Origin of the sequence: Ensifer sp. NM-2 (assembly GCF_003024455.1) — a bacterium.
Lineage (GTDB): Bacteria > Pseudomonadota > Alphaproteobacteria > Rhizobiales > Rhizobiaceae > Ensifer > Ensifer canadensis.
Window position 1 is genome coordinate 196,860 of sequence record NZ_PVZR01000001.1, and the last position, 23,887, is coordinate 220,746.

Annotated in this window: 29 protein-coding genes and 1 pseudogene; 11 read left to right on the forward strand and 19 right to left on the reverse strand. The window is 62.2% G+C overall.

What is annotated here, in order from left to right:
• Window positions 1–54: 54 nt before the first annotated feature.
• The gene (locus C6558_RS01000) at window positions 55–462 is read right to left on the reverse strand and encodes a hypothetical protein (RefSeq protein ID WP_025425563.1); all 408 of its coding nucleotides are present in this window, start codon (window positions 460–462) and stop codon (window positions 55–57) included.
• A gap of 128 nt (window positions 463–590) precedes the next feature.
• On the opposite strand from C6558_RS01000, the gene C6558_RS01005 reads away from it, so the two are divergent.
• Entirely contained in the window at window positions 591–1,370 is a 780-nt protein-coding gene (locus tag C6558_RS01005) for a helix-turn-helix transcriptional regulator (protein WP_025425564.1), read from the forward strand.
• A gap of 4 nt (window positions 1,371–1,374) precedes the next feature.
• On the opposite strand, the gene C6558_RS01010 is transcribed toward C6558_RS01005, so the two are convergent.
• From C6558_RS01010 to C6558_RS01025, 4 genes are all read right to left on the reverse strand, one after another.
• Window positions 1,375–1,581 (reverse strand): hypothetical protein, encoded by a 207-nt coding sequence (locus tag C6558_RS01010; protein WP_025425565.1) that lies wholly within the window; start codon window positions 1,579–1,581, stop codon window positions 1,375–1,377.
• A 25-nt stretch (window positions 1,582–1,606) separates the two neighbouring features.
• Window positions 1,607–1,969 (reverse strand): transporter, encoded by a 363-nt coding sequence (locus C6558_RS01015; protein ID WP_025425566.1) that lies wholly within the window; start codon window positions 1,967–1,969, stop codon window positions 1,607–1,609.
• A 108-nt stretch (window positions 1,970–2,077) separates the two neighbouring features.
• Complete coding sequence (locus tag C6558_RS01020; RefSeq protein WP_025425567.1) at window positions 2,078–2,788, reverse strand: bifunctional 2-polyprenyl-6-hydroxyphenol methylase/3-demethylubiquinol 3-O-methyltransferase UbiG; 711 nt, start codon at window positions 2,786–2,788, stop codon at window positions 2,078–2,080.
• Between the two features lie 28 nt (window positions 2,789–2,816).
• Window positions 2,817–3,815, reverse strand: a complete 999-nt coding sequence (locus C6558_RS01025) for a glycosyltransferase (protein WP_038576640.1) — start codon at window positions 3,813–3,815, stop codon at window positions 2,817–2,819.
• Between the two features lie 166 nt (window positions 3,816–3,981).
• Here C6558_RS01025 and C6558_RS01030 point away from each other — a divergent pair, with 166 nt between their 5' ends.
• The 4 genes from C6558_RS01030 (at window position 3,982) to C6558_RS01045 (ending at window position 8,980) form a co-directional block, all read left to right on the forward strand.
• Window positions 3,982–5,796 carry a hypothetical protein gene (locus C6558_RS01030; protein WP_038575812.1) on the forward strand — a complete coding sequence of 605 codons (1,815 nt, stop codon included), beginning with the start codon at window positions 3,982–3,984 and terminating at the stop codon, window positions 5,794–5,796.
• A gap of 83 nt (window positions 5,797–5,879) precedes the next feature.
• A complete protein-coding gene (gene xseA / locus C6558_RS01035) occupies window positions 5,880–7,478 on the forward strand; it encodes an exodeoxyribonuclease VII large subunit (RefSeq protein ID WP_025425569.1) in 1,599 nt (532 codons plus the stop codon).
• A 148-nt stretch (window positions 7,479–7,626) separates the two neighbouring features.
• On the forward strand, window positions 7,627–8,214 hold the full coding sequence (locus C6558_RS01040) for a chloramphenicol phosphotransferase CPT family protein (RefSeq protein ID WP_025425570.1): 588 nt from the start codon (window positions 7,627–7,629) through the stop codon (window positions 8,212–8,214).
• A 175-nt stretch (window positions 8,215–8,389) separates the two neighbouring features.
• On the forward strand, window positions 8,390–8,980 hold the full coding sequence (locus C6558_RS01045) for an NAD(P)H-dependent oxidoreductase (protein ID WP_025425571.1): 591 nt from the start codon (window positions 8,390–8,392) through the stop codon (window positions 8,978–8,980).
• Window positions 8,981–8,989: 9 nt separating this feature from the next.
• Here the strand turns inward: C6558_RS01045 and C6558_RS01050 are convergent, their stop codons facing one another.
• Window positions 8,990–9,484: a MarR family winged helix-turn-helix transcriptional regulator gene (locus C6558_RS01050; protein ID WP_025425572.1), complete on the reverse strand. Its 495-nt coding sequence runs from the start codon at window positions 9,482–9,484 to the stop codon at window positions 8,990–8,992.
• Window positions 9,485–9,581: 97 nt separating this feature from the next.
• Between C6558_RS01050 and C6558_RS01055 the strand changes: the two genes are divergently transcribed.
• Window positions 9,582–10,460 carry an EamA family transporter gene (locus tag C6558_RS01055; protein WP_038575815.1) on the forward strand — a complete coding sequence of 293 codons (879 nt, stop codon included), beginning with the start codon at window positions 9,582–9,584 and terminating at the stop codon, window positions 10,458–10,460.
• Between the two features lie 75 nt (window positions 10,461–10,535).
• Here the strand turns inward: C6558_RS01055 and C6558_RS01060 are convergent, their stop codons facing one another.
• The 4 genes from C6558_RS01060 to C6558_RS01075 all read right to left on the reverse strand — a co-directional run bounded on the left by C6558_RS01060 (window position 10,536) and on the right by C6558_RS01075 (window position 14,308).
• Window positions 10,536–11,339, reverse strand: a complete 804-nt coding sequence (locus tag C6558_RS01060; protein ID WP_158268914.1) for a pyrroline-5-carboxylate reductase — start codon at window positions 11,337–11,339, stop codon at window positions 10,536–10,538.
• Window positions 11,336–12,589, reverse strand: a complete 1,254-nt coding sequence (locus C6558_RS01065; RefSeq protein ID WP_025425575.1) for an aminopeptidase — start codon at window positions 12,587–12,589, stop codon at window positions 11,336–11,338. The genes C6558_RS01060 and C6558_RS01065 overlap by 4 nt, the downstream gene beginning before the upstream one ends.
• 80 nt (window positions 12,590–12,669) lie before the next feature.
• Complete coding sequence (locus C6558_RS01070) at window positions 12,670–13,557, reverse strand: MBL fold metallo-hydrolase (RefSeq protein ID WP_082523422.1); 888 nt, start codon at window positions 13,555–13,557, stop codon at window positions 12,670–12,672.
• A 76-nt stretch (window positions 13,558–13,633) separates the two neighbouring features.
• Complete coding sequence (locus C6558_RS01075; RefSeq protein ID WP_038575818.1) at window positions 13,634–14,308, reverse strand: glutathione S-transferase family protein; 675 nt, start codon at window positions 14,306–14,308, stop codon at window positions 13,634–13,636.
• An 85-nt stretch (window positions 14,309–14,393) separates the two neighbouring features.
• Here C6558_RS01075 and C6558_RS01080 point away from each other — a divergent pair, with 85 nt between their 5' ends.
• Window positions 14,394–14,849 carry a MarR family winged helix-turn-helix transcriptional regulator gene (locus C6558_RS01080; protein ID WP_025425577.1) on the forward strand — a complete coding sequence of 152 codons (456 nt, stop codon included), beginning with the start codon at window positions 14,394–14,396 and terminating at the stop codon, window positions 14,847–14,849.
• Between the two features lie 156 nt (window positions 14,850–15,005).
• Here C6558_RS01080 and ybaK read toward each other — a convergent pair whose 3' ends face one another.
• From ybaK to tatA, 4 genes are all read right to left on the reverse strand, one after another.
• Window positions 15,006–15,479 (reverse strand): Cys-tRNA(Pro) deacylase, encoded by a 474-nt coding sequence (ybaK, locus tag C6558_RS01085; protein ID WP_025425578.1) that lies wholly within the window; start codon window positions 15,477–15,479, stop codon window positions 15,006–15,008.
• Between the two features lie 16 nt (window positions 15,480–15,495).
• On the reverse strand, window positions 15,496–15,855 hold the full coding sequence (locus tag C6558_RS01090) for an ArsC family reductase (RefSeq protein WP_025425579.1): 360 nt from the start codon (window positions 15,853–15,855) through the stop codon (window positions 15,496–15,498).
• Window positions 15,856–15,939: 84 nt separating this feature from the next.
• Window positions 15,940–16,575 (reverse strand): YitT family protein, encoded by a 636-nt coding sequence (locus C6558_RS01095; RefSeq protein WP_025425580.1) that lies wholly within the window; start codon window positions 16,573–16,575, stop codon window positions 15,940–15,942.
• A 14-nt stretch (window positions 16,576–16,589) separates the two neighbouring features.
• Window positions 16,590–17,759 (reverse strand): tyrosine aminotransferase, encoded by a 1,170-nt coding sequence (gene tatA, locus C6558_RS01100; protein WP_025425581.1) that lies wholly within the window; start codon window positions 17,757–17,759, stop codon window positions 16,590–16,592.
• A gap of 227 nt (window positions 17,760–17,986) precedes the next feature.
• On the opposite strand from tatA, the gene C6558_RS01105 reads away from it, so the two are divergent.
• On the forward strand, window positions 17,987–18,460 hold the full coding sequence (locus C6558_RS01105; RefSeq protein ID WP_025425582.1) for an Lrp/AsnC family transcriptional regulator: 474 nt from the start codon (window positions 17,987–17,989) through the stop codon (window positions 18,458–18,460).
• Between the two features lie 53 nt (window positions 18,461–18,513).
• Here C6558_RS01105 and C6558_RS01110 read toward each other — a convergent pair whose 3' ends face one another.
• A complete protein-coding gene (locus C6558_RS01110) occupies window positions 18,514–19,575 on the reverse strand; it encodes a succinylglutamate desuccinylase/aspartoacylase family protein (RefSeq protein ID WP_025425583.1) in 1,062 nt (353 codons plus the stop codon).
• A gap of 166 nt (window positions 19,576–19,741) precedes the next feature.
• On the opposite strand from C6558_RS01110, the gene C6558_RS01115 reads away from it, so the two are divergent.
• The gene (locus C6558_RS01115; protein WP_025425584.1) at window positions 19,742–20,368 is read left to right on the forward strand and encodes a glutathione S-transferase family protein; all 627 of its coding nucleotides are present in this window, start codon (window positions 19,742–19,744) and stop codon (window positions 20,366–20,368) included.
• A gap of 114 nt (window positions 20,369–20,482) precedes the next feature.
• Here the strand turns inward: C6558_RS01115 and C6558_RS01120 are convergent.
• The 4 genes and pseudogenes from C6558_RS01120 to C6558_RS01135 all read right to left on the reverse strand — a co-directional run bounded on the left by C6558_RS01120 (window position 20,483) and on the right by C6558_RS01135 (window position 22,988).
• Window positions 20,483–21,395 (reverse strand): annotated as a pseudogene (locus C6558_RS01120) (alpha/beta fold hydrolase).
• 215 nt (window positions 21,396–21,610) lie between these two features.
• Window positions 21,611–22,024 (reverse strand): GFA family protein, encoded by a 414-nt coding sequence (locus C6558_RS01125; RefSeq protein ID WP_025425585.1) that lies wholly within the window; start codon window positions 22,022–22,024, stop codon window positions 21,611–21,613.
• A 173-nt stretch (window positions 22,025–22,197) separates the two neighbouring features.
• Entirely contained in the window at window positions 22,198–22,662 is a 465-nt protein-coding gene (locus C6558_RS01130; RefSeq protein WP_025425586.1) for an SRPBCC domain-containing protein, read from the reverse strand.
• Window positions 22,659–22,988, reverse strand: a complete 330-nt coding sequence (locus tag C6558_RS01135) for a helix-turn-helix transcriptional regulator (protein WP_025425587.1) — start codon at window positions 22,986–22,988, stop codon at window positions 22,659–22,661. The genes C6558_RS01130 and C6558_RS01135 overlap by 4 nt, the downstream gene beginning before the upstream one ends.
• A 220-nt stretch (window positions 22,989–23,208) precedes the next feature.
• On the opposite strand from C6558_RS01135, the gene C6558_RS01140 reads away from it, so the two are divergent.
• Window positions 23,209–23,514 carry a putative quinol monooxygenase gene (locus C6558_RS01140; protein ID WP_025425588.1) on the forward strand — a complete coding sequence of 102 codons (306 nt, stop codon included), beginning with the start codon at window positions 23,209–23,211 and terminating at the stop codon, window positions 23,512–23,514.
• A 35-nt stretch (window positions 23,515–23,549) separates the two neighbouring features.
• Complete coding sequence (locus C6558_RS01145) at window positions 23,550–23,864, forward strand: EthD family reductase (RefSeq protein ID WP_025425589.1); 315 nt, start codon at window positions 23,550–23,552, stop codon at window positions 23,862–23,864.
• Window positions 23,865–23,887: the final 23 nt, after the last annotated feature.

The following is a 23,887-nucleotide window of genomic DNA, read 5'->3' on the forward strand; positions in this document are numbered from 1 at the left end:
TGAAAGAAAAAGCCCGCCGGCGCGAGCCGGCGGGCATTTCTCGTTGTTGTCGGATCAGGCCAGCGCCGCGCGCTCCCTGGCGAAGCCCTTCACCTTGAAGAACAGGAAGTCGCCGACGCCGATCAGGCCGACGATCAAGAACCCGACGCCGATGGGCGTCAGCGAGTTATAGGCGGTTGCAAGCAGTGCAAGGCTTGCGATCTGCCACAGGACGTCGCCGCCGATACTGACGCGGGCGGCAGCCGAAACCGGCCCACCGTTGCGGGCGGCCGAGAGATGGAAAATCCCCCAGGCCAGAAGCCCGACGCCAAGCAGCTTTATCATCAGCGGGGTGGCGACAGGGCTGATGAGAGCGGCGAGCGGGGCCGCACCGAGGATGAGGACCGCGCCGGTGAGGAGCGAAAATGCGCCATCGGCGAGGAAGGTCTTGTTGAGCAGGCTGCGGTTGGAAAGGTTCAACATTTTCGGCTCCATTCGTTTGTCGATATCCGGATGTTGCCGCCTCCCGGTCATGAAACCAATTACCTCGCAGGTAGTGGATTTTGCGCAGCGCCTGCGCCAATCTGCCGGCACAACGGAGATCGGCATCGATGGAATTCGGCAATCACCTGAAGGAATGGCGTGGGCACCGCCGCATGAGCCAGCTTGACCTGGCGGTGGCTGCCGGCATCTCGACGCGGCACCTTTCCTTCCTCGAAACCGGCCGATCGAAGCCATCGGAAGGCATGATCCTGCGTCTGGCCTCGGTGCTCGACATTCCTGCGCGCGACCAGGGCACGCTGTTTTCAGCCGCCGGATATCGTCCGCGCATGACGACGCGCCCTGCGTCGGGGCTCGATGCCATGCCCGCCGCCGTGGCCAATGCCATCCGGCTCATCCTTGCTCGCCACGATCCCTATCCGGGCCTGGTGCTCGATCATGAATACACGCTCCTGATCGTCAATCCGGCGCTGGCGGCGCTCGCCGTTTCGGCCGACGTGCCTTTCAATCCCGGCCAGAACTTTCTCGATGCTTTTCTCTCGTCGGAAAATGTCCGCGCCCTCGTCGTCAATTGGGAGGCTGCGGCCGCCGATCTGGTCCAGCGCGTTCGCACCGAAGCCTGGCTGCAGGGGCCGAGGAGTCGCCTTGGCAAGAGGCTGGAGAAACTGGCGGCCGATCCCGCCGTCAAGCGCGCGGTCGAAAACTATCCGGATACCGACCGGCTACCGGTTCTGCCTGTCGAGTTGCGCGTCGGGCCGGTTACGTTGAGCTTCATCACCACGCTGCAGACCTTCGGCTCGACCCAGGACGCCCTAGTGGAAGGTGTGCTGATCGAATCCTTCTTCCCGGCCAACGAGGAAACCAGAACCTTCTTCGAACGCAAGGGATGACGTGTCAGCCGTTATGCACGCCAGCGACGATGGCGCCGCACAGCGTCAGTGCAATGCCCATGTTGTAGCCGCCGATCGCTGCTGCAACCTGCACCCAGTCACCACCTGCACCCGCCAGGATGGAAAGCACGCCGGCAACGAACAGGCATGTCCGAGGCGAACGGAGGCCTGCGACAAGCATGCCGAGCATGACGGTGGCGATAATGATCATGAAACCCACATTGCTGGCATCGCCGTCAGGAGTTGATGATGATCATGCCGCCGATGATCAGCACCGCGCCACCGACATAGCGCAGCGTCAAGGCTTCGCCGAGGAAGACGGCGGCAAGCAGCGGCACGATGCAAAAGGTCAGGGCCATGAACGAGTAGGCGATGGTCAGCGGTACCGACCTGATGGTGAAGATCCAGATGATCGTGCCGAAGCCGTAGACGATCAGGGCCGTCAGCAGCGTCGGACTGAAGATGAGCGCCAGCAGGCCCTGTGCGTCAGGGCTTCCCGTCTTGGCGCTCGTCAGCTTGAAAAGGATCTGGCCGGCCGAGATCAAAACCGGCGTGAAGAACAGTCCAAACCAAACGGCCGGGGCGAGATTGAGATTCATCGCAGGGCACCTCGCATCGGCTACAGCGCCGCGCGTCTCATTAGACGCGCAAAGGTCGCTGTAGCACTTTGAATTGCTGCATGTTTTTATCCTTAAATCGAATAGGATTTAAGGAAACATGCAGTAGGCCTTGTCTTCGCAATAGAAAATATCGCGACCGATATCGATGCACGCGTGTTGCGCTGGGACAGGATGCATCGCCCGCAGGAAGGAGTGCGTATAGGGGAAGAAATTGAAATGCGGATTGAAGGTGTAGCGATATTCGCGTTCGCGCGGAACGACGATGATCAGCCGCTGCCGGGTGATACGGCGCAGTTCGGCAATCGCCTTGCGATAGTCGAGGATATGCTCGATGACGTGGGTGCAGACGACGGTATCGAATTCGCCATCCGCGAAGGGAAGCTCTTCGATCATCGCCGCGAAGTATTCCACGCCCTCGATTGTGGCCGCGTCATCGATGGCGAAGTCGACGCCGGTCAAGCGCCGCAGATCGGGGTTCGCGCCTCGGATGTGCTTCAGCAGCACGCCGGTGCCGCAACCGACATCGCAGACGGATTTGCCGCGTACTTCGGCCGCAATCTTGCGAACACAGGCTTCGGAATTGTCGGTTCCTTCGTGAACGCGTGGATGCTGCTTGTAGAGCTGCTCGTATTCTAAGGCCGTCAGGAAGGGGGCACGTTCGCGAAAACGGGCGAGGTGGCCGATATGCTCGCCCCAGGCGAGGCTCGCCATGCCCTTGAACAGGCGTGAGTCCCTGACGAACGGCGGCAATATGTCTTCGATGACAAAGCGTATGCGGTTGGTGGTTTCGCGGTTCATCGACAGGGGTTCCATATATCTCGTGAGCTTAGGCCGCGTCCGGTCCGCGCCGGTGGGCACGGAGCTGCGGGACCGCCGGCTTTTCGACGACAGCCTCTCGCGCTGCGCGCCGGCCGGTCGCCATGTAATGCAGCCGCAACTGCTCGGTGCGGGCCCGCGATACGGAGTCCAGGATCAGGCCGGCGGTGAACATCGTGATCGATATCAGCAGCAGCACCATCGAAAGCACCCAGGTCGGCATGCGGGGAACCAGCCCCGTGCCGAAATATTCGATCAGCACCGGCGTCATGAAAATCAGGCTCGTTGTCATGAAAGCGAGGCTGATCAGACCAAAGAAGGCGAAGGGTCGCGTTTCCTTCATCAGCATTGCGAACATCCAGAGGATCTTGGCGCCGTCGCGGTAAGTTGAGAGCTTGGAATGCGAGCCTTCGGGGCGTCTGCCATAATCCAGCTCCAGTTCGCTGACCGGCAGCTTCAACCGCGAGGCATGCACCGACATCTCGGTCTCGATCTCGAAGCCGGCGGATATCGCCGGAAAACTCTTCACGAACCGTCGCGAGAAGACGCGATAGCCGGAAAAGATGTCACTGAAATCCGTACCGAAGATCGACCGGTAGAGGTAGTTGAAGAGCTTGTTGCCGAGCGCGTGACCCTGCCTGCCTGCATCTTCGCGAATATTGCGCCGCGTCCCCACGACCATGTCCGACTGTTCGGTAATCAGCGTGCGGATCAGGTCCTCGGCGTCAGCCGGTGAGTAGGTGCCGTCGCCATCTGCCATCACGTAGATATCCGCGTCGATGTCGGCGAACATCCGCCGGACCACGTGTCCTTTGCCTTGCCGTCTTTCGCGAACGACGGTGGCGCCGGCGAGCATTGCCTGCAAGGCGGTTCCGTCCGTCGAGTTGTTGTCGAAGACGTGAATGCTGGCCGTCGGCAATGCGGCTCTGAAGTCGCGCACGACGCCGCCGATGGTCGAAGCTTCGTTGTAGCAGGGCAGAAGGACAGCAATGCTTAAGGGTTCAAACATCGGCGCAGCTCGATTTGAAAGTGTCAGCGCATGATAGGTGTCGCCGGTTAACAACACGCCAAAGTGCACATGCGCGTCAGCGCCTTTGTCTTCGGGAGCCCGGTACAACTTTACGGTTTTTTGATCCCGCCCGATTAGGGTCCTGGGAGGATAGGGGCGTAAGAAGATGCTGGACAGAATTGCGAGACGTCAGGACCCGGCGGCAGTGACCGCAAAAATGCGCTTCTGGTCGAGCTTGCCTTGGATGGTCCTGTTCTATGGCGCGCCCGTCGTCTTGTTTTTGGCCGTCCGTTTCCTCCGCGCATCGGATTATGTGGGCCGCGACAATGATGACGCCATGCGGCTGGTTCAGGTTCGAGACCTGCTCAACGGTCAAGGCTGGTTCGACCTGGTCCAGCTTCGTCTCGGTCTGGATGGCGGCACGCAGATGCATTGGTCGCGGCTGATCGACCTGCCGATAGCCGGGCTCATTTCCTTGCTCAGTCCGCTCTTCGGTGCCGACAGAGCCGAAGTGCTGGCGCTTGCGATCTGGCCGATCTTCCTCGCCATTCCATTGCTGGTGTTCATGGGGCTCGCCGGCCGTCGTATTGGCGGAACGCAATGCATGCATTTCTGCCTCGGTCTGACGGCGATCTTTGTGGTGACCAGCAATCGGTTTATGGGTGGCGCCATCGATCACCACAACGTCCAGCTGGTCCTGGCTGCAGTGATGGCCGCGATGCTGGTCGACATGCGCCATCGTGCGCGCAACTACGTGATTGCCGGCGCGGCGGCGGCGCTGGCGATTGCCATCGGCGCCGAGACGACGCCGCTTGTGGCGGTCGTTTGTGCCATTGTCGCGTTGCAATGGGCGCTCCTCGGGCGGGACGTTGCTGGTGCGACCATCGCTTTCGGCATCTCACTGGCAGTTACCTTGAGCACTGTGTTCTTCCTCACGGTGCCGCCTCACCTCTATCGCGTGGCAACCTGTGACAACCTGTCGATCGCCTTCTACTCCCTGGCACTTGTCGGCGGTTGTGTGCTGGCTGCGTCTGCGGCATTTGTTAGCGATCGCGGAATATCGGCTCGGTTTGTCGCGCTGGCCGTCAGTGCCTGTTCCGTCCTGGCTGTCGCACTCGTTATTGCGCCCCAATGCCTTGGCAACCCGCTTGCCGATCTTGACCCGCTGTTGATCGAACTTTGGCTCGACCGTGTGACCGAGGCGCAATCCTTCGCGACCGTGCTGGCGCGCCAGCCGGCAAGCGTCGGCGCCTACTATTTCTGTGGGGTCTTTGCATCGCTCGTCTGTGTCTGGCGCATTTGGCAGGGCGATCGGGTCAGACTGCATCTCATCCTCGTCGCCCTTGTTGCTGCCAATCTTGCCATCGCGATGGTCCAGGTGCGAGCGATGGCGTTTTCCAACCTTCTGGCAATCCTGCCGCTCTCGCTGCTGCTCGTGGATATGCGAGCCTGGTCGCAGGGGGGAACCAGGGGCGTGAGCGCATCGCTCGCCTATGTCCTTGTTCTGATTTTTTCGGTGCCCGCAGTCTGGGCAATCGGCGGCGCCTTGGCACGCAACGGCCTTGCCGCTCTGGAGGCGCCGCAGGCGTCCAATACCGAAAACTGCCTGACGCCGGCAGCTCTTTCAGATCTTGAAGGTCTTCCGCCATCGATGATCGTTGGTCCTTCGGATATTGGCGCCTCGATCCTTAGATACACGAGCCACCGTGTCTTGACGGCGCCCTATCATCGCAATGCCGATGGCATGCTTATGGAGCTGAAGATCGGGCTGGCGTCGCCATCTGATGCCAAGGCGATGCTGAGCAAGTTGCACGAACCGATCCTGGCATTTTGCGCCAACGATGTTCAGGCAGACATGATCATCAAGCGGGAACCTCGGGGGCTCTACGGGCAGCTCGCCGCCGGTCGGGTTCCGGAGTTTCTGACGCCGCTGCCTGTTTCCGAGAAATCCAGCATTTTGCTCTACGCGCTGAAGCCATAGCGAGCGGGGACGGCGGAGGAAGAAACCGGTAGAAAGGCGCACGGTTCTGCTGACCTTGGGCCTCTCGTCGGCTACAAATGGGCATGAGCTCCATTTTCGACAACGATTCTCCGAGCAACCTCACCGAATATTCGGTCTCCGAGCTTTCCGGCTCGATCAAGCGTACGGTCGAGCAGGCCTTCGATCAGGTTCGTGTGCGTGGCGAGATCTCGGGCTATCGTGGGCCGCATTCTTCGGGGCACGCCTATTTCGCGCTCAAGGACGATCGGGCGCGCATCGATGCGGTGATCTGGAAGGGCACCTTCTCGCGGCTGCGCTTCCGCCCGGAAGAGGGCATGGAAGTGATCGCCACCGGCAAGGTCACGACCTTCCCCGGTTCGTCGAAATACCAGATCGTCATCGAGACGCTGGAGCCGGCCGGTGCCGGCGCGTTGATGGCGCTTTTGGAAGAGCGCAAGCGCAAGCTTGGCGCCGAAGGCCTGTTCGACGCGACGCGCAAGCGGCCGCTGCCTTTTATGCCAAAGGTGATCGGCGTGGTCACTTCGCCGACCGGGGCCGTCATTCGCGATATCCTCCACCGCATCGCCGACCGGTTCCCCGTCCATGTCGTCGTCTGGCCGGTTAGGGTCCAGGGCGAAGGCTCGGGAGACGAGGTGGCGGCGGCCATCCGTGGCTTCAACGAATGCGAAGCCGGCGGGCCGATCACCCGCCCCGACGTCCTGATCGTCGCGCGCGGTGGCGGCAGCCTGGAAGATCTCTGGGGTTTCAACGACGAGGCGGTCGTGCGCGCGGCGGCAGCGTCCGTCATCCCGCTGATCTCGGCCGTCGGTCACGAGACCGACTGGACGTTGATCGACTATGCTGCCGACCAACGCGCACCGACCCCGACCGGGGCGGCGGAAATGGCCGTGCCGGTCAAGGCCGATCTGGAAGCGGAAGTATCCGGCCTTTCGGCGCGGCTGAAGGCCGGCATGGTCAGGCAGATGGAAAACCGTCGCCAAGTGGTGCGGTCGCTTGCCCGGGCGCTGCCGTCGCTCGATCAGTTGTTGGCGCTGCCGCGTCGACGCTTCGACGAGGCTGCCCTCGGCCTCGGGCGTGGTCTGATGATGAACACAACGAACAAGCGCCGGATGTTCGAGCGCGCTTCGGCGGAGCTGCGGCCGGATCTGGTCAAGGCGCGGCTCGGCGATCGTCGGCAACGGCTAAACGATGCGATGAACCGCGCCGAGCGCGTCGTCGAGCGTCAGGTCCATCGCGGACAGTCGCGTGTCTCGGCGGCGGATGCGTCGCTGCGCGCGCTGCCGTCGCGCCTGCTGGCCCAGATCCACCGCTCGACGGATCGCGTGGCTGGGCTGGTTGCGCGGTCCGACGCGGCAATCCGCACGGACATTCGCCGGTTGACGGGTGTCATCGCCGCACAGGACCGCATCCTGCAATCGCTGTCCTATCGCAATGTCCTGCAGCGCGGTTTTGCGCTGGTGCGCGACGGCGAGGGCGGCCCGGTTCGCCAGGCCGCGGCCGTTGCGCCCGGCATGGCGCTGTCGCTGGAATTTGCCGACGGCAGCGTTTCGGCGATTGCGGGTGAGGGTGGGGAGCCGACAGCCCAGGCGGCCGCCAGGAAGAAGCAGCCGAAAACCGGTGGTTCCGGTGGCGACCCGTCGAAGCAAGGCAGCCTGTTCTAGGCAAGGTTTGCGATCACGGGAGCCCTCATCTTTCCAACGAGGACGGGTTGACTGTGCGGCCTGCATCAATGACGCCTGCTTTTCATTTCCCTGTCACGGAGGCAGCATAACGCCGCGCTCACAGCACTCTGCGGAATGGAAGTCAGATATGGTCGAACGAGCCAAGATTATCTTCATTCACGGCGCTTCCAGCAGTGGAAAATCCACTCTGGCGCGCGCGGTCCAGGCACAAATCGGCGAGCCATTCTGGCACGTCTCGATTGACCATATTCGTGATTCGGGAACGTTGCCGACGGAAAGATTCCGGCGCGGCGACTTCAGGTGGCAGGAATACCGTGCCCGTTTCTTCGAAGGGTTCCACCGCTCCCTGGTCGCCTATGCCTCGGCCGGCAACAATCTCCTGCTGGAACACATTCTCGAGGAGCCCGGTTGGGCGTCTGAGCTGGCGATGATGCTGCAGTCCTTCGATGTCTTCTTCGTCGCGCTCCACTGTGAGCTTCAGGAACTTGTCCGACGGGAAACGCTGCGCGCGGACCGGCCGATCGGCAGCGCTACAGACGATTTCCATCGCATTCACGAGGGGCAGCGCTACGATCTCCAGCTTCATTCAGGGCAAGCCGTTGAAGATAACGCTGCGCAACTGATTTCCGCCTGGGCGTCGCGCCGGTCGCCATCCGTGTTCGAGGAACTGGCCTTGGAAGCGCGCTCCCGGCCCGCCTACTCCTCCGGTCTCTGAGCAAGGGCGAGTTTGGCAAACGCATTTGGAATCGGCCGATTTTCCGGTGACATGCGTTCGTCGCGGGCGGGTCGCGCTACGGCTCAAAAGATCGTCATTGCAATAGATTGATTCTTTGGATCATTTTCTCCGTCGATCGATCTCGATCCCAGGTCTTATGCAGTAGGAACAATGGATGCATATTCTGCTCGTGCTCGCCCATCCGCTGGAAGACAGCTTTGCCGCCAGCGTCGCCCGCGAAGCGCAACGGGCGCTTGTTGCCGGTGGCCATACCGTCGATCTGCTCGATCTCTATCGCGAGGATTTCGATCCGAGGTTGAGCAAGGTAGAGCGCGGCAGCTATTTCACCGACAACTACGATGCCAGCTTAACGGCCGGGTTGATCGCGCGGCTGCAGGCAGCGGACGGGATCGTCCTGGTTTTTCCGCAATGGTGGTTCAATTTTCCGGCGATCCTCAAGGGCTTCTTCGATCGGGTCTTCGTGCCGGGCGTTGCCTTCGACAACGATCCGGCCGGCGGCCGCATCATCCCGCGGCTGAAGAACATCAAGCTCTTCTGGGCGCTGACGACGACGGGATCGCCCTGGTGGGTGGTGCATCTTTATATGGGCAACCCCGTGCGGCGGCTGCTGAAGCGCGGTATTGCCGCCTTCTGCGCCAAGGGCCTCGATTTCCGCATGGTCAGCCTGCACGACATGGATCGGGCCACGGATGAGAAACGTAAGCGTCACCTTGCCCGCGTGCGGCAGCTCGCCGGACGCATCTGATCGTCAGCCCTATTCATAGGTTGCAAGCAGTTTCCGCAGCACCGCATCCAGCGCTTCGCGCTCGTCCGGTGCAAGGCTTGCAACGACCCGGTGCTGGTTGGCGACATGGGCCGTCGCAGCCTCGTCGACGCGTTCCAAGCCTTCCGCCGTCAGCGCTATGATCACGCCGCGGCGGTCGTCCGGATTGTCGAGGCGCTGGACGAGACCCTGCTTTTCCAGCTGGTCGATGCGGTTGGTCATCGTGCCGGAACTGACCATGGTGGTCGCCAGCAGTTCGCCGGGTGAGAGCTGAAAGGGTGATCCGGAGCGCCTGAGCGCCGCAAGCACGTCGAAGCTCGCCGACGTCAATCCGCGCTCGGCGAAGGTCTTTTCGATCTCGCGTCCGATATGGTTACGCAGCCGCGTGAAGCGGCCGAGAAGGCCCATGGCCGAAACGTCCAGGTCTGGTCGTTCGCGTTGCCACTGCGCCAGAATTCTATCGACGTGATCCATCTGAGCCTCCACCGTTCTTCCGAAATACCTAAGGCGAAGATATCTTGACGTCAAGATAATATCGGTTATAACGGAGATATCTTGATCTAGAGATACTTGAGGTAGAGACATGATCGCCAGCCGCAACGCCGACCTCGCCCTGACCGCCCTGGCGCCTGCCATCTGGGGCAGCACCTATCTGGTCACGACCGAACTGCTGCCGCCGGGCTATCCCTTGACGGTCGCCATGTTGCGCGCCTTGCCGGCGGGGCTCTTGCTCCTGCTGATCGTCCGCCAGCTGCCTTCAGGCATCTGGTGGCCGCGCACGTTCCTGCTCGGCGCCCTCAATTTCTCGTTCTTCTGGGCGATGCTGTTCGTGTCTGCCTACCGGTTGCCCGGCGGCGTCGCCGCCACGGTCGGCGCGATCCAGCCGCTGATCGTCATCCTGTTGTCGCGCGTCTTTCTCGGCTCGCCGATCCGCGCGCTGAGCATCATCGCCGGCCTTGCTGGCATCGTCGGCGTCGGCCTGCTTGTGCTGACACCGGGCGCAACGCTCGATCCACTCGGCGTCGTTGCCGGTCTTGCCGGTGCCGTGTCGATGGCCTTCGGCACGGTTCTGAGCCGCCACTGGGCGCCGCCCGTGCCGCCCTTGACCTTCACCGCCTGGCAGCTTGCCGCCGGCGGAGTGCTGCTGGTGCCGGTCGCTCTCTTCTTTGAGCCGGCCCTGCCGACCCTGACGATGGCGAACTACGCGGGCCTCGCCTATCTCGGCCTGATCGGCGCCGCCTTCACCTATCTGCTCTGGTTCCGGGGGCTGTCGCGCCTCGAGCCCTCGGCCGTAGCGCCGCTCGGCTTCCTAAGTCCTGTCGTCGCGATCCTGCTCGGCTGGGGTGTGCTTGATGAACGTCTGACACCGGTCCAGGCGCTGGGCATTCTCGTCGTGCTAATCAGCGTCTGGCTGAGCCAGCGGGCGCAACTGGCGCCTCGCGTTCGCCCGGCCCGTGCGTGAAGAACAAGGTGCCCCCTTCGCTCACCAATCCAGGCAAGCGCTGAGGTTGGACAAGGCAGGCGCCCCGGCAAAAACCTACCCGAGGTCGCAGTCGCGGGTGCCGGCCGCCGCTTTCGCAGCGGCGGCCGTTAACCCCCGAGCGATCGGCGTGTGGATATCGGCGGCAGCCATGGCCTCGAGCCCGGCCGCGGTCGTGCCAGCGTAATCGAGGAAGGTTTGCACGATTTCGTCAGGCGTCTGCTTGCTGCCTGCCAGCAAGGTGCTGCCGCCGAGGAAAAGCTGGCGCACGGCGCGCTCGGCGATGCCTCTCTCGATGCCTTTCGTCACGGCATCGGAAATCATCGCATCGGCAAAGACGGCAAGAAAGGCAGGGCCGGAGCCGGTCAAGGCGGTGAAGTAGTCGAGCTCGGTTTCCGTCGCGATCCTTTGCACCTTGCCGGATGCTTCAAAGAGCCGCTCGGCGAAGGCGCAATCCGCCTCGGTGGTGTCAGGGCTTGCAAGCCACGGTGTGAAGGAGAGCCGCTTTTCGGCGGCAGTATTCGGCATCGCCCTGATGATGCGACGAGCCTCGAAGCGGGCGGCAAGGTCGGCAAGCGAAACCATCGCCATCACCGAAATGACGAGCTTGCCCGAGAGATCGAGCGCGATGGCGTCGAGATCCTGTGGGCGTACGGACAGCATCACCACATCCGCGTCAGCGGCGAGCGCGGCGTTATCTTTCGTCTGGCGGACAGCCGGCCAGGGCTCGAAGCCCGGGACGGTGCCGCTGCGCGAGGAGACGGTCAACGCCTCCCCGGCGATGACGCCATCGGCAAGGGCGGGCAGCAACAGGGCCTTGCCCAGCCAGCCGCCGCCGCCGATGACACCGAACTGCGTCAAGCCCACTCGCCCTGCCGCATGACCGGCACGCGACTGCCGTCGGCGCGCACGCCGTCGATATCCACCTGGCCGGAGCCGATCATCCAGTCGATGTGGATCAGGCTCGAATTGCCGCCCTGGGCGCGGATCTGTTCCGGCGTCAGGCTGGTGTCGTCGACGAAGCAGCCCGAGTAGCACTGGCCAAGCGCGATGTGGCACGAGGCATTTTCGTCGAACAGGGTGTTGTAGAACAGGATGCCGCTTGCCGAAATCGGCGAGGAATGCGGCACGAGGGCCACTTCACCGAGCCTGCGCGCGCCCTCGTCGGTGTCGAGCACCTTGTTCAGCACCTCCTCGCCGCGCGAAGCCTTCGCCTCGACGATGCGTCCGCCTTCGAACCGGACCTGAATGTTGTCGATCAGCGTACCCTGATGCGACAGCGGCTTGGTGCTGGAGACGTATCCCTCGACGCGCAGCGCGTGCGGTGTCGTGAAGACCTCTTCGGTCGGGATATTGGGATTGCAGATGATGCCGTTTTTCGCTTCCGACGCGCCGCCACACCACAGATGGCCATCGGCCAGCCCGACGACGAGATCGGTGCCGGGGCCGGTGAAATGCAGCGAGGCGAAGCGTTCGCCGTTCAGCCAGGCGGAGCGTCGCGCCAGGTTGGCATTGTGCGCCTTCCAGGCCGCAACCGGATCGTCGAGATCGACGCGCGACGCGGCGAAAATGGCGTTGGCCAGCTTTTCCACCGCGATCGGCTCGGGATCGTTCGGGAACACCAGCTGCGCCCAGGCAGGGTTCGGATAGGAGACGATGTTCCAGTTGATGTCGAAATTCGTGATTTTTTCGAGCGCCGGCTTGTAGGCGATGGAATTGGCCTTGTTGGCGCGCGCCACTTTGCTCGGGTCCTGGGCCGACAGCATCATCGGGTTGTCGCCGGAGATGGCTAGGCGGGCAGCGCCGCCGCCGAATGCCTTGGCCATGCCTTCGTAAAGCCAGTCGCTTGCCCGGTCGAAGCTTTCGTCAGGCGCGTAGGCGTAGCGCGCAAGTGTCGTTTCCTCGTCGGAATAGAACGTCGTCACCAGACCGGCGCCGGCCTTGTAGGCGTGCTTGGCGATATCGCGCACAAGCGGCATGGCGGCGATCGGCGCCGTCATTACCAGGTCCTGGCCCTTTTGCAGCTGCAGGCCGACCTTGATGGCGACTTCCGCGAGCTTGTCGAGTTTTACCGGGTCGATCGGGGTGGGGGTGTTGGCGGGATAGGTCATGATTTGCCTGTCATTATGAAATCGGACGAACAAGACTTAGTGCGCTTTGCGGCGAAAATGAAGGCTGGCGGTTGCAAACGTCAGATGCTCTTGGCTGCAGCGCGCATTCTGGCGACATTGCTGTCGTGCACCTCTTCATAGGGCGCGAAGTAGAGGATCGAACCGGCGGCGATCTCATCGGCAGCAAAATCCTTGAGAGGCCCGATGGGAGTTCCGTCCGCGGCCGCGCGCACCAAACGTTCGAGATAGCTTCGGTTCGCATCGATCAGCGCCGCGTCATAGCCGCCCGCAGCAATACGATCGCGATCGCCGTGGCTTGGCAGGATGCGGGCGATCGGCCATTCCCGCAGGCGCTTCAATTCGGCGATATGCGTTGCGACCTGCTCGGCTTCGGCGATAAAGGTGGCGCAGTCTTCGACCGTGTCGCCGGCCAGCAGCAGCTTTTCCTCGGGCAGCCAGAGGACATTGCCGTCGGCGCTGTGAATGGCGAAATGATGCAGTTCCACCTTTCGTTGCCCCACCTTGAGATCAAGCCCGTGCTCAAACAGGCGGTTGGGCATGACGAGGGGATGGATCGGCGGCGTTGCGATTTCGATCTTCTCGCGGTTTTCGGCAAGCCGTTCCGCCGTCAGCGACAAAGCGATGATCTCGCAATCGGCAAAGGCGGCGTTTCCGGCTACGTGGTCCTTGTGCCAGTGGCTGAGCACGACCCGGATCGAGGTGACGCCAAGGCCTTCGAGATGGACGCGAATGGCTTCGGCGTGGGGGATGGAGATGTGGGTGTCGTAGACGAGCGCCTCACCGCCATCGACGATTGCGTAGGACGCGACGCCCAACGCATAGGCGCCATCGTCCAGCCAGTTTGGTCCCTCGGAATGGAGCCGGGTCCCGGCAATCCGCCCGTCGTAATAGGCGAAGATGCCGGGATAGGGCTGCAATATCGTCAGGGTCGACGTCATATCAGGCATGGCGCGCTTGCTCCTCCCGTTGTTCGCATCTGTCATAGGATGGCGCGCGCCGAAAAAGAAGGGCCGTGGGGCCGCTCTATTGCGCACGCAGCAGATAGGCGTCGTGCTGCTTCAAGAAGATCATCAGACGCTCGCCATAGTCCGATGCCACGGCAGCCTTGACGCTCGAGCGTTCCGCCAGGGCCTGCCGCCAGGCGGAAACACGGGCAAGGCCGCTGAAGATCTTGTGGTCGACCAACGTGTCGAACAGGTCGAAATAGCGGAAGATCGGCGCAAAGACTGCATCCACCAGGGAGAAATCCGTTCCGGCGAAATAGGGCCCGTCGCCCAGAACGGTTTCGATCGTCGCAAACTTCGCGGCGATCACCTGGCGCTTCTGCTCGAAAGCGTCGGCAGCCCCGGTGGTCTCGAAGCCCCAGAGGTCCGAGAGGATCGACGAGCCGTATTCCATCCAGCCGCGGTGGCGTGCCCGTTCCAGAGGGTCCGTCGGGTGAAGCCGGACGCCAGCCTGTGTCTCCTCGAGGTATTCGCAGATCACCGAACTTTCGAACAGGACGGCCTCGCCGGTCGTCTGCGGGATCTGCAGCAACGGCACCTTGCCGAGCGGCGAGATTTTCAGGAACCAGTCTGGCTTGGCGGCCAGATCGATGCTCGCGCGATCGAAGGCGACACCCTTTTCGGCAAGCGCGATCGCAGCGCGCTGCACATAGGGGCAGAGATGATGGCTGATCAGGGTAAGGGCACTGCTCATGGGTGGTCTCCTGGGTTGATCAATGTAGATGCATCTGCATGTATGTGTGCTTGCCAACACTTTCAAGATCAATGTAATTGCATCTATGAGCGATATTTCGAAGAATGGAGAACTGCGGCCGACGCCGGCTGCCACACAGGCCTGGATCGGCCTCATGCGCGCGCAACGGCGCGTGCTTTCGGCGATCGAGGCGGATTTCAAGAGGGCCGGTCTGCCGCCGCTCGGCTGGTATGATGTGCTCTGGGAACTGGTGCAGGCGGAGGACGGCAAGCTGCGTCCCTTCGAGATCGAGTCCCGCACCTTGCTTGCCCAATACAATCTCTCGCGTTTGATCGACCGGCTTGAACGGGAAGGGCTGGTTCGGCGCGAGGCTTTCGACGCCGACGGGCGCGGGCGCTGGGTGGTCGTGACTGACAAAGGGCGTGCGACACGCGAGCGCATGTGGGAGGTCTATTCCGGTTCGATCGAGGCCCATGTCGGCACAAAACTGGGTACGGACGAAGCGCAGCAACTGGCTAGTCTGCTCGCAAGGCTTCGCTAGAGCATTTCCAGGAAAAGTGCGAAGCGGTTTTCCGTCAGGAAATGTGTCAAAACAGGGAGATAGAGCGTTTCTGCGGCTCTGTCTAAACCGGAAGCGCTCTCGATCTCAGAACACGCCTGGAATGCCCAAGGACATCCTGGAGTGTTCATGTCGGCGTCAGGCGATCAGCGGTGCCGCCACGGCCTTGAGTGCCGTTCGTGCGTCGCCAGGTGCCAGCCGCACCTGAAGCCCGCGCTGGCCGCCATTGATGTAGACCTGTGCTTCGGAAAGCGCCGCTTCTTCGATCGCGGTCGGCACCAGCTTCTTCTGCCCGAACGGGCTGATGCCGCCGACATGATATCCGGTCAGGCGCTCGGCATCAGCAGGCTTCATCATCGCTGCCGACTTGCCGCCGAAGGCCGCGGCCAGTTTCTTCATGCTGACTTCGCGATCGGATGGCACCACGCAGCAGACTGGCTTGCCGTCGACCTCGGCCATCAGCGTCTTCAGCACCCGGCTCGGATCCTCGCCGAGTGCTTCTGCCGCCTGCAGCCCGACGCGCTCGGCGTTCGGGTCGTAGTCGTAGGTGTGGACGGTGAAGACAACGCCGGCCTTGGCAAGCGCCTGAGTTGCGCGGGTGGTCTTGGACATCGTGCCTCTCCCGGCGTCAGGCGTTGGTCTTGTGAAACAGGGCCTCGTAGAGGTCCGGCTTGAAGCTGATCAACAGGTTGCCGTTGGCCTCGATCACCGGACGCTTGATCATCGAGGGCTGTGCCAGCATCAGCGCGATTGCCTTGTCGGTATCGAGGTTCTGCTTTTCGGCATCGGGCAGGTTGCGGAAGGTGGTGCCGGCGCGGTTGAGCACGATTTCCCAGCCTGCCTCCTTGCACCAGCGATCGAGATGGGCTCGGTCGATGCCCTCGACCTTGTAGTCGTGGAAGCGATAGGCGATGCCCTGGCCGTCGAGCCAGGTGCGCGCCTTTTTCATCGTGTCGCAATTCTTGATGCCGTAGATCGTGACCGTCATTCCCATGCCTTTCCTGCCTTGCGGCAAATTCGTGCTGGGAGTGATAGCCTCCCTCTCAGGGAGAGGGAAGACCTTGCCGGTGTCTCAGGTTACGCCGACGTAGCGGCCCGGCTTGTGGTTGATGGCAAGCGTCATGTTGACGACGGCGGCGCCAACTACGGACAGAACCAGGTTGGCCGGCGGCAGCACGAAGAAGGCGGCGGCAAGGATCGTAAGATCGACGGCAAGCTGGAAATAGCCGGCGCGGATGCCGTACTTCTCCTGCAGATAGATCGCCAGAATGTTGATGCCGCCGAGCCCGGTGCGGTGGCGAAAGAGGATCAGCAGGCCGGTGCCCATCAATCCGCCGCCGACAATGGTCGCGTAGATCGGGTCGAGCTTGGCGAATTCCACCCATCCTGCCGTCAACTTCGAAAACAGCGCCACCAACGTGACCGCAAGAAAGGTGCGCAGCGCAAACATCCAGCCGAGCCGTTTGATCGCCAGGACATAGAACGGCAGATTGATGAGCGAGAACACCAGCCAGAATTGCGCGCCGGTCGCGTATTGCAAAAGAAGGGCCAGACCGGAGGTGCTGCCCGTCAGCAGCATCGCCTTGCTGTAGATGATGACGCCGAGCGACATGATCAGCGTGCCCGTCAGGATCGCCAACGCATCCTCAAAGAGGTGGTGGCGCTCGGCGGGCACGTCCTGGGTATTGATCATTGGCTCGGCGTTCATCGTCTTTTCAGTCCTTAGAGGTTCTTGAACTTGCCGATGACGTCATCGACTTCGGCCGTCTTCAGTCCGGCAATGTTGATGCGGCCGGAACCCGGCATGTAGATGCCGTGTTCGTTCCTGAGCCGCATCACATCCGCTTCCGAAAGCGGCAGCAGCGAGAACATGCCTTCCTGGTCGGCGACGGCGCCAAGCGCCTGCCAGCGGTCGCGCAGGCCTTCGGCAAGCGATCGGCGAATGCCTGATATACGCTGGCGCATGGTTTCAAGTTCTTCTCTCCAGTCGCGCGCCAGGTCGGCATCGCACAGGATGGTGCGCACGATGGCGGCGCCGTGATCCGGCGGCATCGAGTAGCTGGTGCGCGCCAGGCCGGCGAGGTTGGAGCGGACCGTGTCGGCCGACGAGGACGAGGCGGTCACGGCAAAGATGGCGCCGGTGCGCTCGCGGTAGAGCCCGAACGATTTCGAGCAGGAGACGGCGATCAGGGTTTCCGGGACGATGCCGATGAGATGGCGAAGGCCCGTTACGTCCTCGTCCAATCCGCGGCCGAAGCCCTGATAGGCAAGGTCGATCAACGGCAGCAGGCCGCGCTCGGCGACGACGGCCGCGATCTCCAGCCATTGCGTATCGGTGATCACGCCGCCCGTCGGGTTGTGGCAGCCGGCATGCAGCAGCACGGCGTCGCCGGCCGAAGCACCTTGGAGCGCGCTCATCATGGTGTCGAAGAGCACGGTCTGGGACGGGACGTCGAAGAATGGATAGCCGGCCGTCTCAAGGCCCGCGGCCTTGAAGATGCTGGCATGGTTCGGCCAGCTCGGCAGGCCGATCCAGATGCGCTTGCCGCCCATCTGGCGGATGAGGTCGGCCGCAAGCCTTAGCGCGCCGGAGCCGCCCGGCGTCTGCACGCCGGCCAAATGGCTTCGGTTGATCGTGTCGCCACCGACCAGCGTCCAGAGGTGATCGACGAAAATGAGGTCGCCCTCGGGGCCGACATAGGCCTTGCTGTCCTGCGTTGCGAGCAGCCGCTTTTCCGCTTCCTTGACCGCGCGGAAGATCGGCGTGTGGCCGGTTTCGTCGCGGTAGACTCCGACGCCGAGATCGACCTTTCCAGGGCGCTCGTCCTTGCGATAGAGCCCGATCAGGGCCAGCAACGGATCGTCGGGTTGGCGGGTCAGAGCGTCGAACATGCCGGAATTCCCCCTTGGCAGTGACAGAGTAGCGATGGGCGATCGAGAAAGGTCGCGCCGAGAACCGTCCTCCGGCTCTCGACAGGCTTCTTCTTTAAATCAGAGACAGCGCAAAATCGATGCCGGATTTGCCACGGAGACAATATTCGCATAGATCGAATTGCGTAAATCGATGCATTTCTTTTGCTGATTTGCGCAAACGCTGAAGAGAGCGGGAAGGGCTGGCTATGACGGAGCGCGGAGCGTCCAAACTCGATGCGATCGACCGGCGGATTATCCGATTGCTTGTCGAGGACGCGTTGCGCAGCAACAACGAGCTTGCGGCGCGGGTCGGGCTTTCGCCGGCACCGCTGTCGCGCCGGTTGGCGCGGCTCTACTCGGAAGGTGTTATCCGGCAAACGGTCGTGGTCGATCCGAAGGCGGCGGGGGTCGGCTTCCAGGCCTTTCTCGAAGTGACGCTGGAGCGGACCGCAAGCAAGGTCGGGCAGCGTTTCATCGAACTGGTGTCGCGCATGCCCGAGGTGGTGGAGTGCCATACGGTTGCCGGTGATTTCGACTTTCTGCTGAAGATCGCCGTACGTGATGTCGCCGACTACAAACGGCTATTGTGGACCGAGTTCGAGCAGATCGGCGAGATCAAGACTCTGCGCTCGACCATCCTTCTCGACAGTCCGAAGATGACCGCGACGATGTCGCGGTGATGTCCGGAACGTTCTCAGGACGTTCCGGACAAAGCCACAGCTTTGGCTTGGCTTCAGGCTTCCAGCGGGCCGGGCTTGCGTGCGGCGCTTGACGCGGTTGCGCAGGCGATTTTCATCAGGTCCGCGCGGCGACGGGCAAGCCTTGTCGATACCCGGGTAACAATCAGCCCGTCCTGCGGTGCGCGGACTTCGATGGCGCCGTCTGGCCGGCCGGGACGGCTAAGGATCGTCACGAGCAGATCGGCGGCCTTCACCCTCTCGCCGATATCGCGGTGGAAGAGGATGGCGCCGGATTCCGGAGCGCGGATCAGCTCGATGTTGTCGAGCGGCGCGACGATGCCGCCGAATGCTGGAAGTGCTGCCCTGTCGCCGGCGACCACGCCGCGCTGGGCGAGGAAGCGCAGCACGCCTTCGGCATCCTTGCGTGCCATGTCAGGATAGACGTCGCGTGTGCCGCGAAGCTCGACCGTGACGGAGAGCCGCCCCGGAAGGCTCGTCTTCATCTGACCGGCTGCCTCATACTTCCAGGCGTAGGCGACGGCCTCTTCGAAGGCGGAGCTTTCGCCATCCGAAAGAAGCACCGCCTCCATGTCGAGAGCTGCGGCAAGGTCGGCCGCCTCCGGCCAGAAGGCGTCGTCGATATAGGCATATTGCAGCGCTTCGTCGTCGCAATGCAGGTCGAGCATCAAGTCGGCGCCGAGCGCCATATGCAGCAATTGCCGCTTCAGCCGATCCGTGGCCGAGTAACGATCAAGATCCTCGAGAAGGCTGTCGCGCTCGCCGAGTGCGATCAGCGGAAAATCGCGGTTGAAATTGGTGCGCGAGCCGAGATCGAACCGGCCCTGCAGTTCGCCGAAATGCGATTGCGCGGTGCCGATGGGGTTTGCCTGCGGCACGACGGTGATGTCGCCGAGAATGGCGGCGTTCTTCTCCGCGTCAGCGAGCTTCTGCAGGAGGAAATGCGCCAGCGCGGTGCCGGGCAGTTCGTTGGCGTGCAGTGCCGCTTGAATATAGGTCTTCGGTGCGTCGGGGCTCCTGCCCTTGAAGCGGAAGACCGGAAGGCGCCATTCGATGCCTGCGGTGTCGCCGGCGATGATGATTTCCGAGATGTCCATGGTCTCCCCCTTTTGTCTCGTGTCGAAGGCTTATCGGCATTCCCGATAGGCTCTGCAAGTGGCTAGAAACGGGGAGCGCGGGCGTTGATGGGGGCGGAGCAAGGCTTTGCTTTTGCCGCGCATCCGTTGTCTTCTGGCTGCGCTCTCACCAGACGGGACCCTGCAGATGATCCTGATCGGCCAATATGATTCTCCCTTCGTCCGCCGCGTCGGCATCGCGCTCACGCTATACGGCATGGAATTCGAGCACCGCCCCTGGTCCTCCTTCGGCGATGCCGACAGGCTTCGTGCCTACAATCCGCTGACGCGCGTCCCGACCCTGGCGCTGGACGACGGTACCGCGTTGATCGATAGCCACATCATTCTCGATTATCTCGACGGCCTTGTTTCCGATGAACGCGCAATGTTTCCAAGGTTCGAACCCGCCCGACATCGGGCGCTTAAGGTTGCGGCGCTTGCAACCGGGCTCGGCGACAAGGCCGTCAGCCTGTTCTACGAGAAGCGTCTGCACGGCGAAGTCTCGGCCCTCTGGGTCGATCGCTGCCGTCACCAGATGGAGGCGGCGCTCGGCGTATTGGAGGCCGGCCGGTCGGAGGGTACCTCGGAGTTCTGGTTCGGGGAGCGCATTGGCCATGCCGATATCGCCGTGGCAGTGGTGCTGCGTTTCCTGTGCGAGGTCCATCCCGAGCTGATCGCGATCTCCAACTATCCGGCGCTACGGGCACACGGGGAAATGCTGGAGGCGTTGGCCGTATTCCAGGCGATCAGCCAGCCTTTCATTCCGCCGACCTGACGCCCAGCCGGAGCTTGAGAGCTATCGCGCTGCGCGCTGGCCATGATGCGAAAAGAGCCGGCGCAAAGTGCTTGCGCCGGCTCTGGTCAATGGCCGCTTCGTAGGCACCCTCGATCATTCCGCGTCGAGAAAGCTGCGGATCGCCTTCACCGTCGCTTCGGGCTGTTCCTCCATCAACCAATGGCCGGAAGCGGGAATGACCACCTCGGTGACATTGTTGGCGGCAAAGCGGGTTACGACGGCCATTGTCGGGCCGAAGGATTTTTCGCCGCCGACGGCCAGGACAGGCATGCCGAGCTTGCCCTGTTTCAGGAAGGCCTGGTTGTCGATCGCGTCCTGATCGAAGGCGGCGAACTGGGCGAAGCCCGCCCGCATCGCGCCCGGCTGGGCATAGAGCTTGGCGTAGTGTTCGCGCGAGGCCTCGTTCCACTTCTTCGGATCGGCGGAGAATTCGTTCCAGAAGCGGTCGAGGTAGATGCGCTCGCGGCCGGCCACCAAGCGCTCCATGTCAGGCCCGCCGAAACGGAAGTGCCACAGCAGCGGGTTCTTCAGGATCTCTTCCCACGGGCCGACGCCGGGAAGCGGCGCGTCCATCAGCACCAGCTTTGTCGTTCGTGTCGGATACTGGGCGGCAAAGGCGTAACCGACCATGTTGCCGATATCGTGTGCCACCACGTCGACCTTGTCGGCCTTCAACGCGTCGAGCACGCCGGCGATATCCTGCGCTTCTGTCTTCTTGTCATAGCCGGTCGCCGGCTTGTCCGAGAGCCCCATGCCCCTGAGATCGGGCACGATGACGCGGTGATCGCGGACAAGCTCGGCAGCAAGCGGCGCCCACATGTCGCCGGTCTCGCCGTAGCCGTGCAGCAGCACGACGGTCGGCCCCCGAACCGCCGACGCGCACATGCAGGGTCGTGCCGTTGGTGGCGATGGTTTCCGTTGTAAACGTCGCCGGATAGGGCTGAACGTCGGCGAGTGCCGGGACGGCGAAGGCTATGGCTGCGCCGGTGATGAGGGAACGAAGCATTGGTCTCTCCTGTTTTTTCGGTGTGCGCCGATTGGCGTTTCGATGGAGAGAAGATGACAGGCGTGATCTGTTCGAACTAGCCGCCAGAAGGCGGATCTACTGTTCGGCAATACCGAACGCGGCATGGCGCATTTGCTCGGTTGCTACGCGATGGGGATGGGGTAGGGCGCGCGACGGCGCGCCCTGGAAAACTTCGATGTCCGTTCGCCTGGTCTTTACATCGGCGGCATCTTGTCAAACTTCGGCAGCGTCGGGTCGAGGTGGTCCCAAGCGTAGCCGCGTGATCCATAGGTGACGACCTGGGGCTTGTAGCGACTCGGATCGTCGAGGCTCGCCGCGCGCACGGTGAAGAATTCGGGCATTGCGGCAAAGGTCATATAGACGGGCGAACCGCAGGTGGGACAAAAGGCCCGGGTCTTCACGTTGCCGCTATCGGCGACCATGTCCCACAGCGTCGCCTTGCCTTCGAGCTTCACGCCGTCTCGCCTGAAGGTCAGGTGCGATCCGTGTCCGGTGCCGCTCTCGCTCTGGCAGTCGCGACACTGACAATCGTTTGAGAAAACCGGTTCTCCAGAGATCTCGTAACGGATCGCGCCGCAGGCGCATCCACCGGTATAGGGCTTGCTCATGTCATTGCTCCTTGGGCTCTGGGGACGGCAACGCGTACGTCATCGAGCGTGCTCGATGGTCGGGCATCGCAATCAGTTGTTTTGCTTGTGTTCGTGATGGCGCTACGGCGCTTGCCGAACCGGGCGCGTCAAGGACGCGGGCACGGCGCCCGCGTCAGGCTTTGGGTGTCGTCTCAGTCCTGCCCTTCGGTCACGGTGCCGATCCGCGTCAGAACCTTCTTCCAACCTTCGCTCATGTTCTTGAAGGCGGTGTCGTTTCTCGGCGTCACGAAGCCGGAATGAACGAGGCGAAGGCGCGTGCCGTTGTGGACCCTGGACAGGGTCCATGTAACGACCGTGTCAAGACGCGAGCCATAGCCGGCATTGGCCTCGTGCCCGCCTTTCCAGGCGTAGACGAACCGCTCGTTCGGTTTCACCTCCAGCACCCGGCAGTGGATGACGCCATCCCATTCGCCGGCCGGCGTGGTCTGGAAGGTGAAGCGGTTGCCTTCGACCGGCTCGAAGCCTGTCGCAACCATCATCCAGCGGCTTATCAAGGCGCCGCTCGTCAAGGTTTTCCAGATCGTCTCGGGGGCGTGGGGGAAGACCTCGTCTACCACGATGTCCTGCGTGTGGGGCTGCAACACTACTTCATTCATGGATCGATCTCCTTCAAGAGAGTGCGGAGGTTTGCAAACCGTTCGCGCCAGAAGGCGCCGTAATGGCTCATCCAGTCGACAAGCGGCTCGAGGCCTTCGGGCTCAGCGCGGTAATAGACGTTGCGGCCTTCGGGACGCTCGCTGACGAGGCCCGCCTGCTTCAATGACTTGAGATGCTGCGAAATGGCACCCTGCGTCACGCCGCTGCCGCGCGTCAGTTCGACCACCGTGATCTCGTCGGCATTGGCGATGCGCTCGAACACGGCACGCCGGGTCGGATCGGCAAGGGCGCGCATGACGGCGGTGATGGGTGCGGTTTCAATCATGACAAAACAATTAGTGCATACTGATTAATTAGTCAACACTATTGTTTTTTGTCAGGTAAGGCTACGGCTCTTCCGTTGTTGTGGCGATGGCTTGGACTGCTTATTTCAGTCAGCAGGCCCCGCTCCGCAGAGAACCATTTCCCAAAATTTTCAAACGTCGCGATCCGTTTTCACCCTTCCGGTCGTCCTTGATGTGTTCGAAACAAAAAGGAGACATGCCATGTCCGACGAGTCAGTCATTTTGATCAATCTGCTGAAGGTCAAACCCGGGAAGCAGGATGCGCTGATCGCGCTCCTGAAGCTGAACACCGACACGGTTGTCCGCACGCTTGAAGGCTGGAAGACGACCCGGTTGATCGCGGCAAATGACGGCACCGGCGTCGTCATCTACTCCGAGTGGGAGACCCCTGCAGCGGTCGAGGCGATGCGCAGCGACCCGCGCATGAAAGCCTACTTCCCTGAGATCCTTGAGCTGGCGAGCCTCGATTCGATCATCGGCTCGGCGGTGTTTGGCGAAACCCGGTGAGGCTTGGCACACACCGAAACAACGGAGGAATCGCAATGGCCCGCATGGTCGTGATTTACCCAACACCTGATAATGTCGAGGCGTTCGACCAGCATTATTTCGAGATCCACGTGCCTCTCGCCAAGAAGATCCCTGGGCTCAGGAAATACGAGGTCAGCGACGGCCCGATCGCAAGGCCAGTCGGAACGTCCAAAATTCATCGCATTGGAACGCTGCATTTCGACGACCTTGCGGCGATCAACAAGGCGTTTGCAAGCCCGGAAGGTCAGGCCGCTGCGGCGGATCGACGACTTTTTGCGCCTGACGACTCTGGTGTTGAAATGTTCCTTTTCGACGACAGGGAAGTTTGAACCGACGCTGGCAGTTGGCCGCT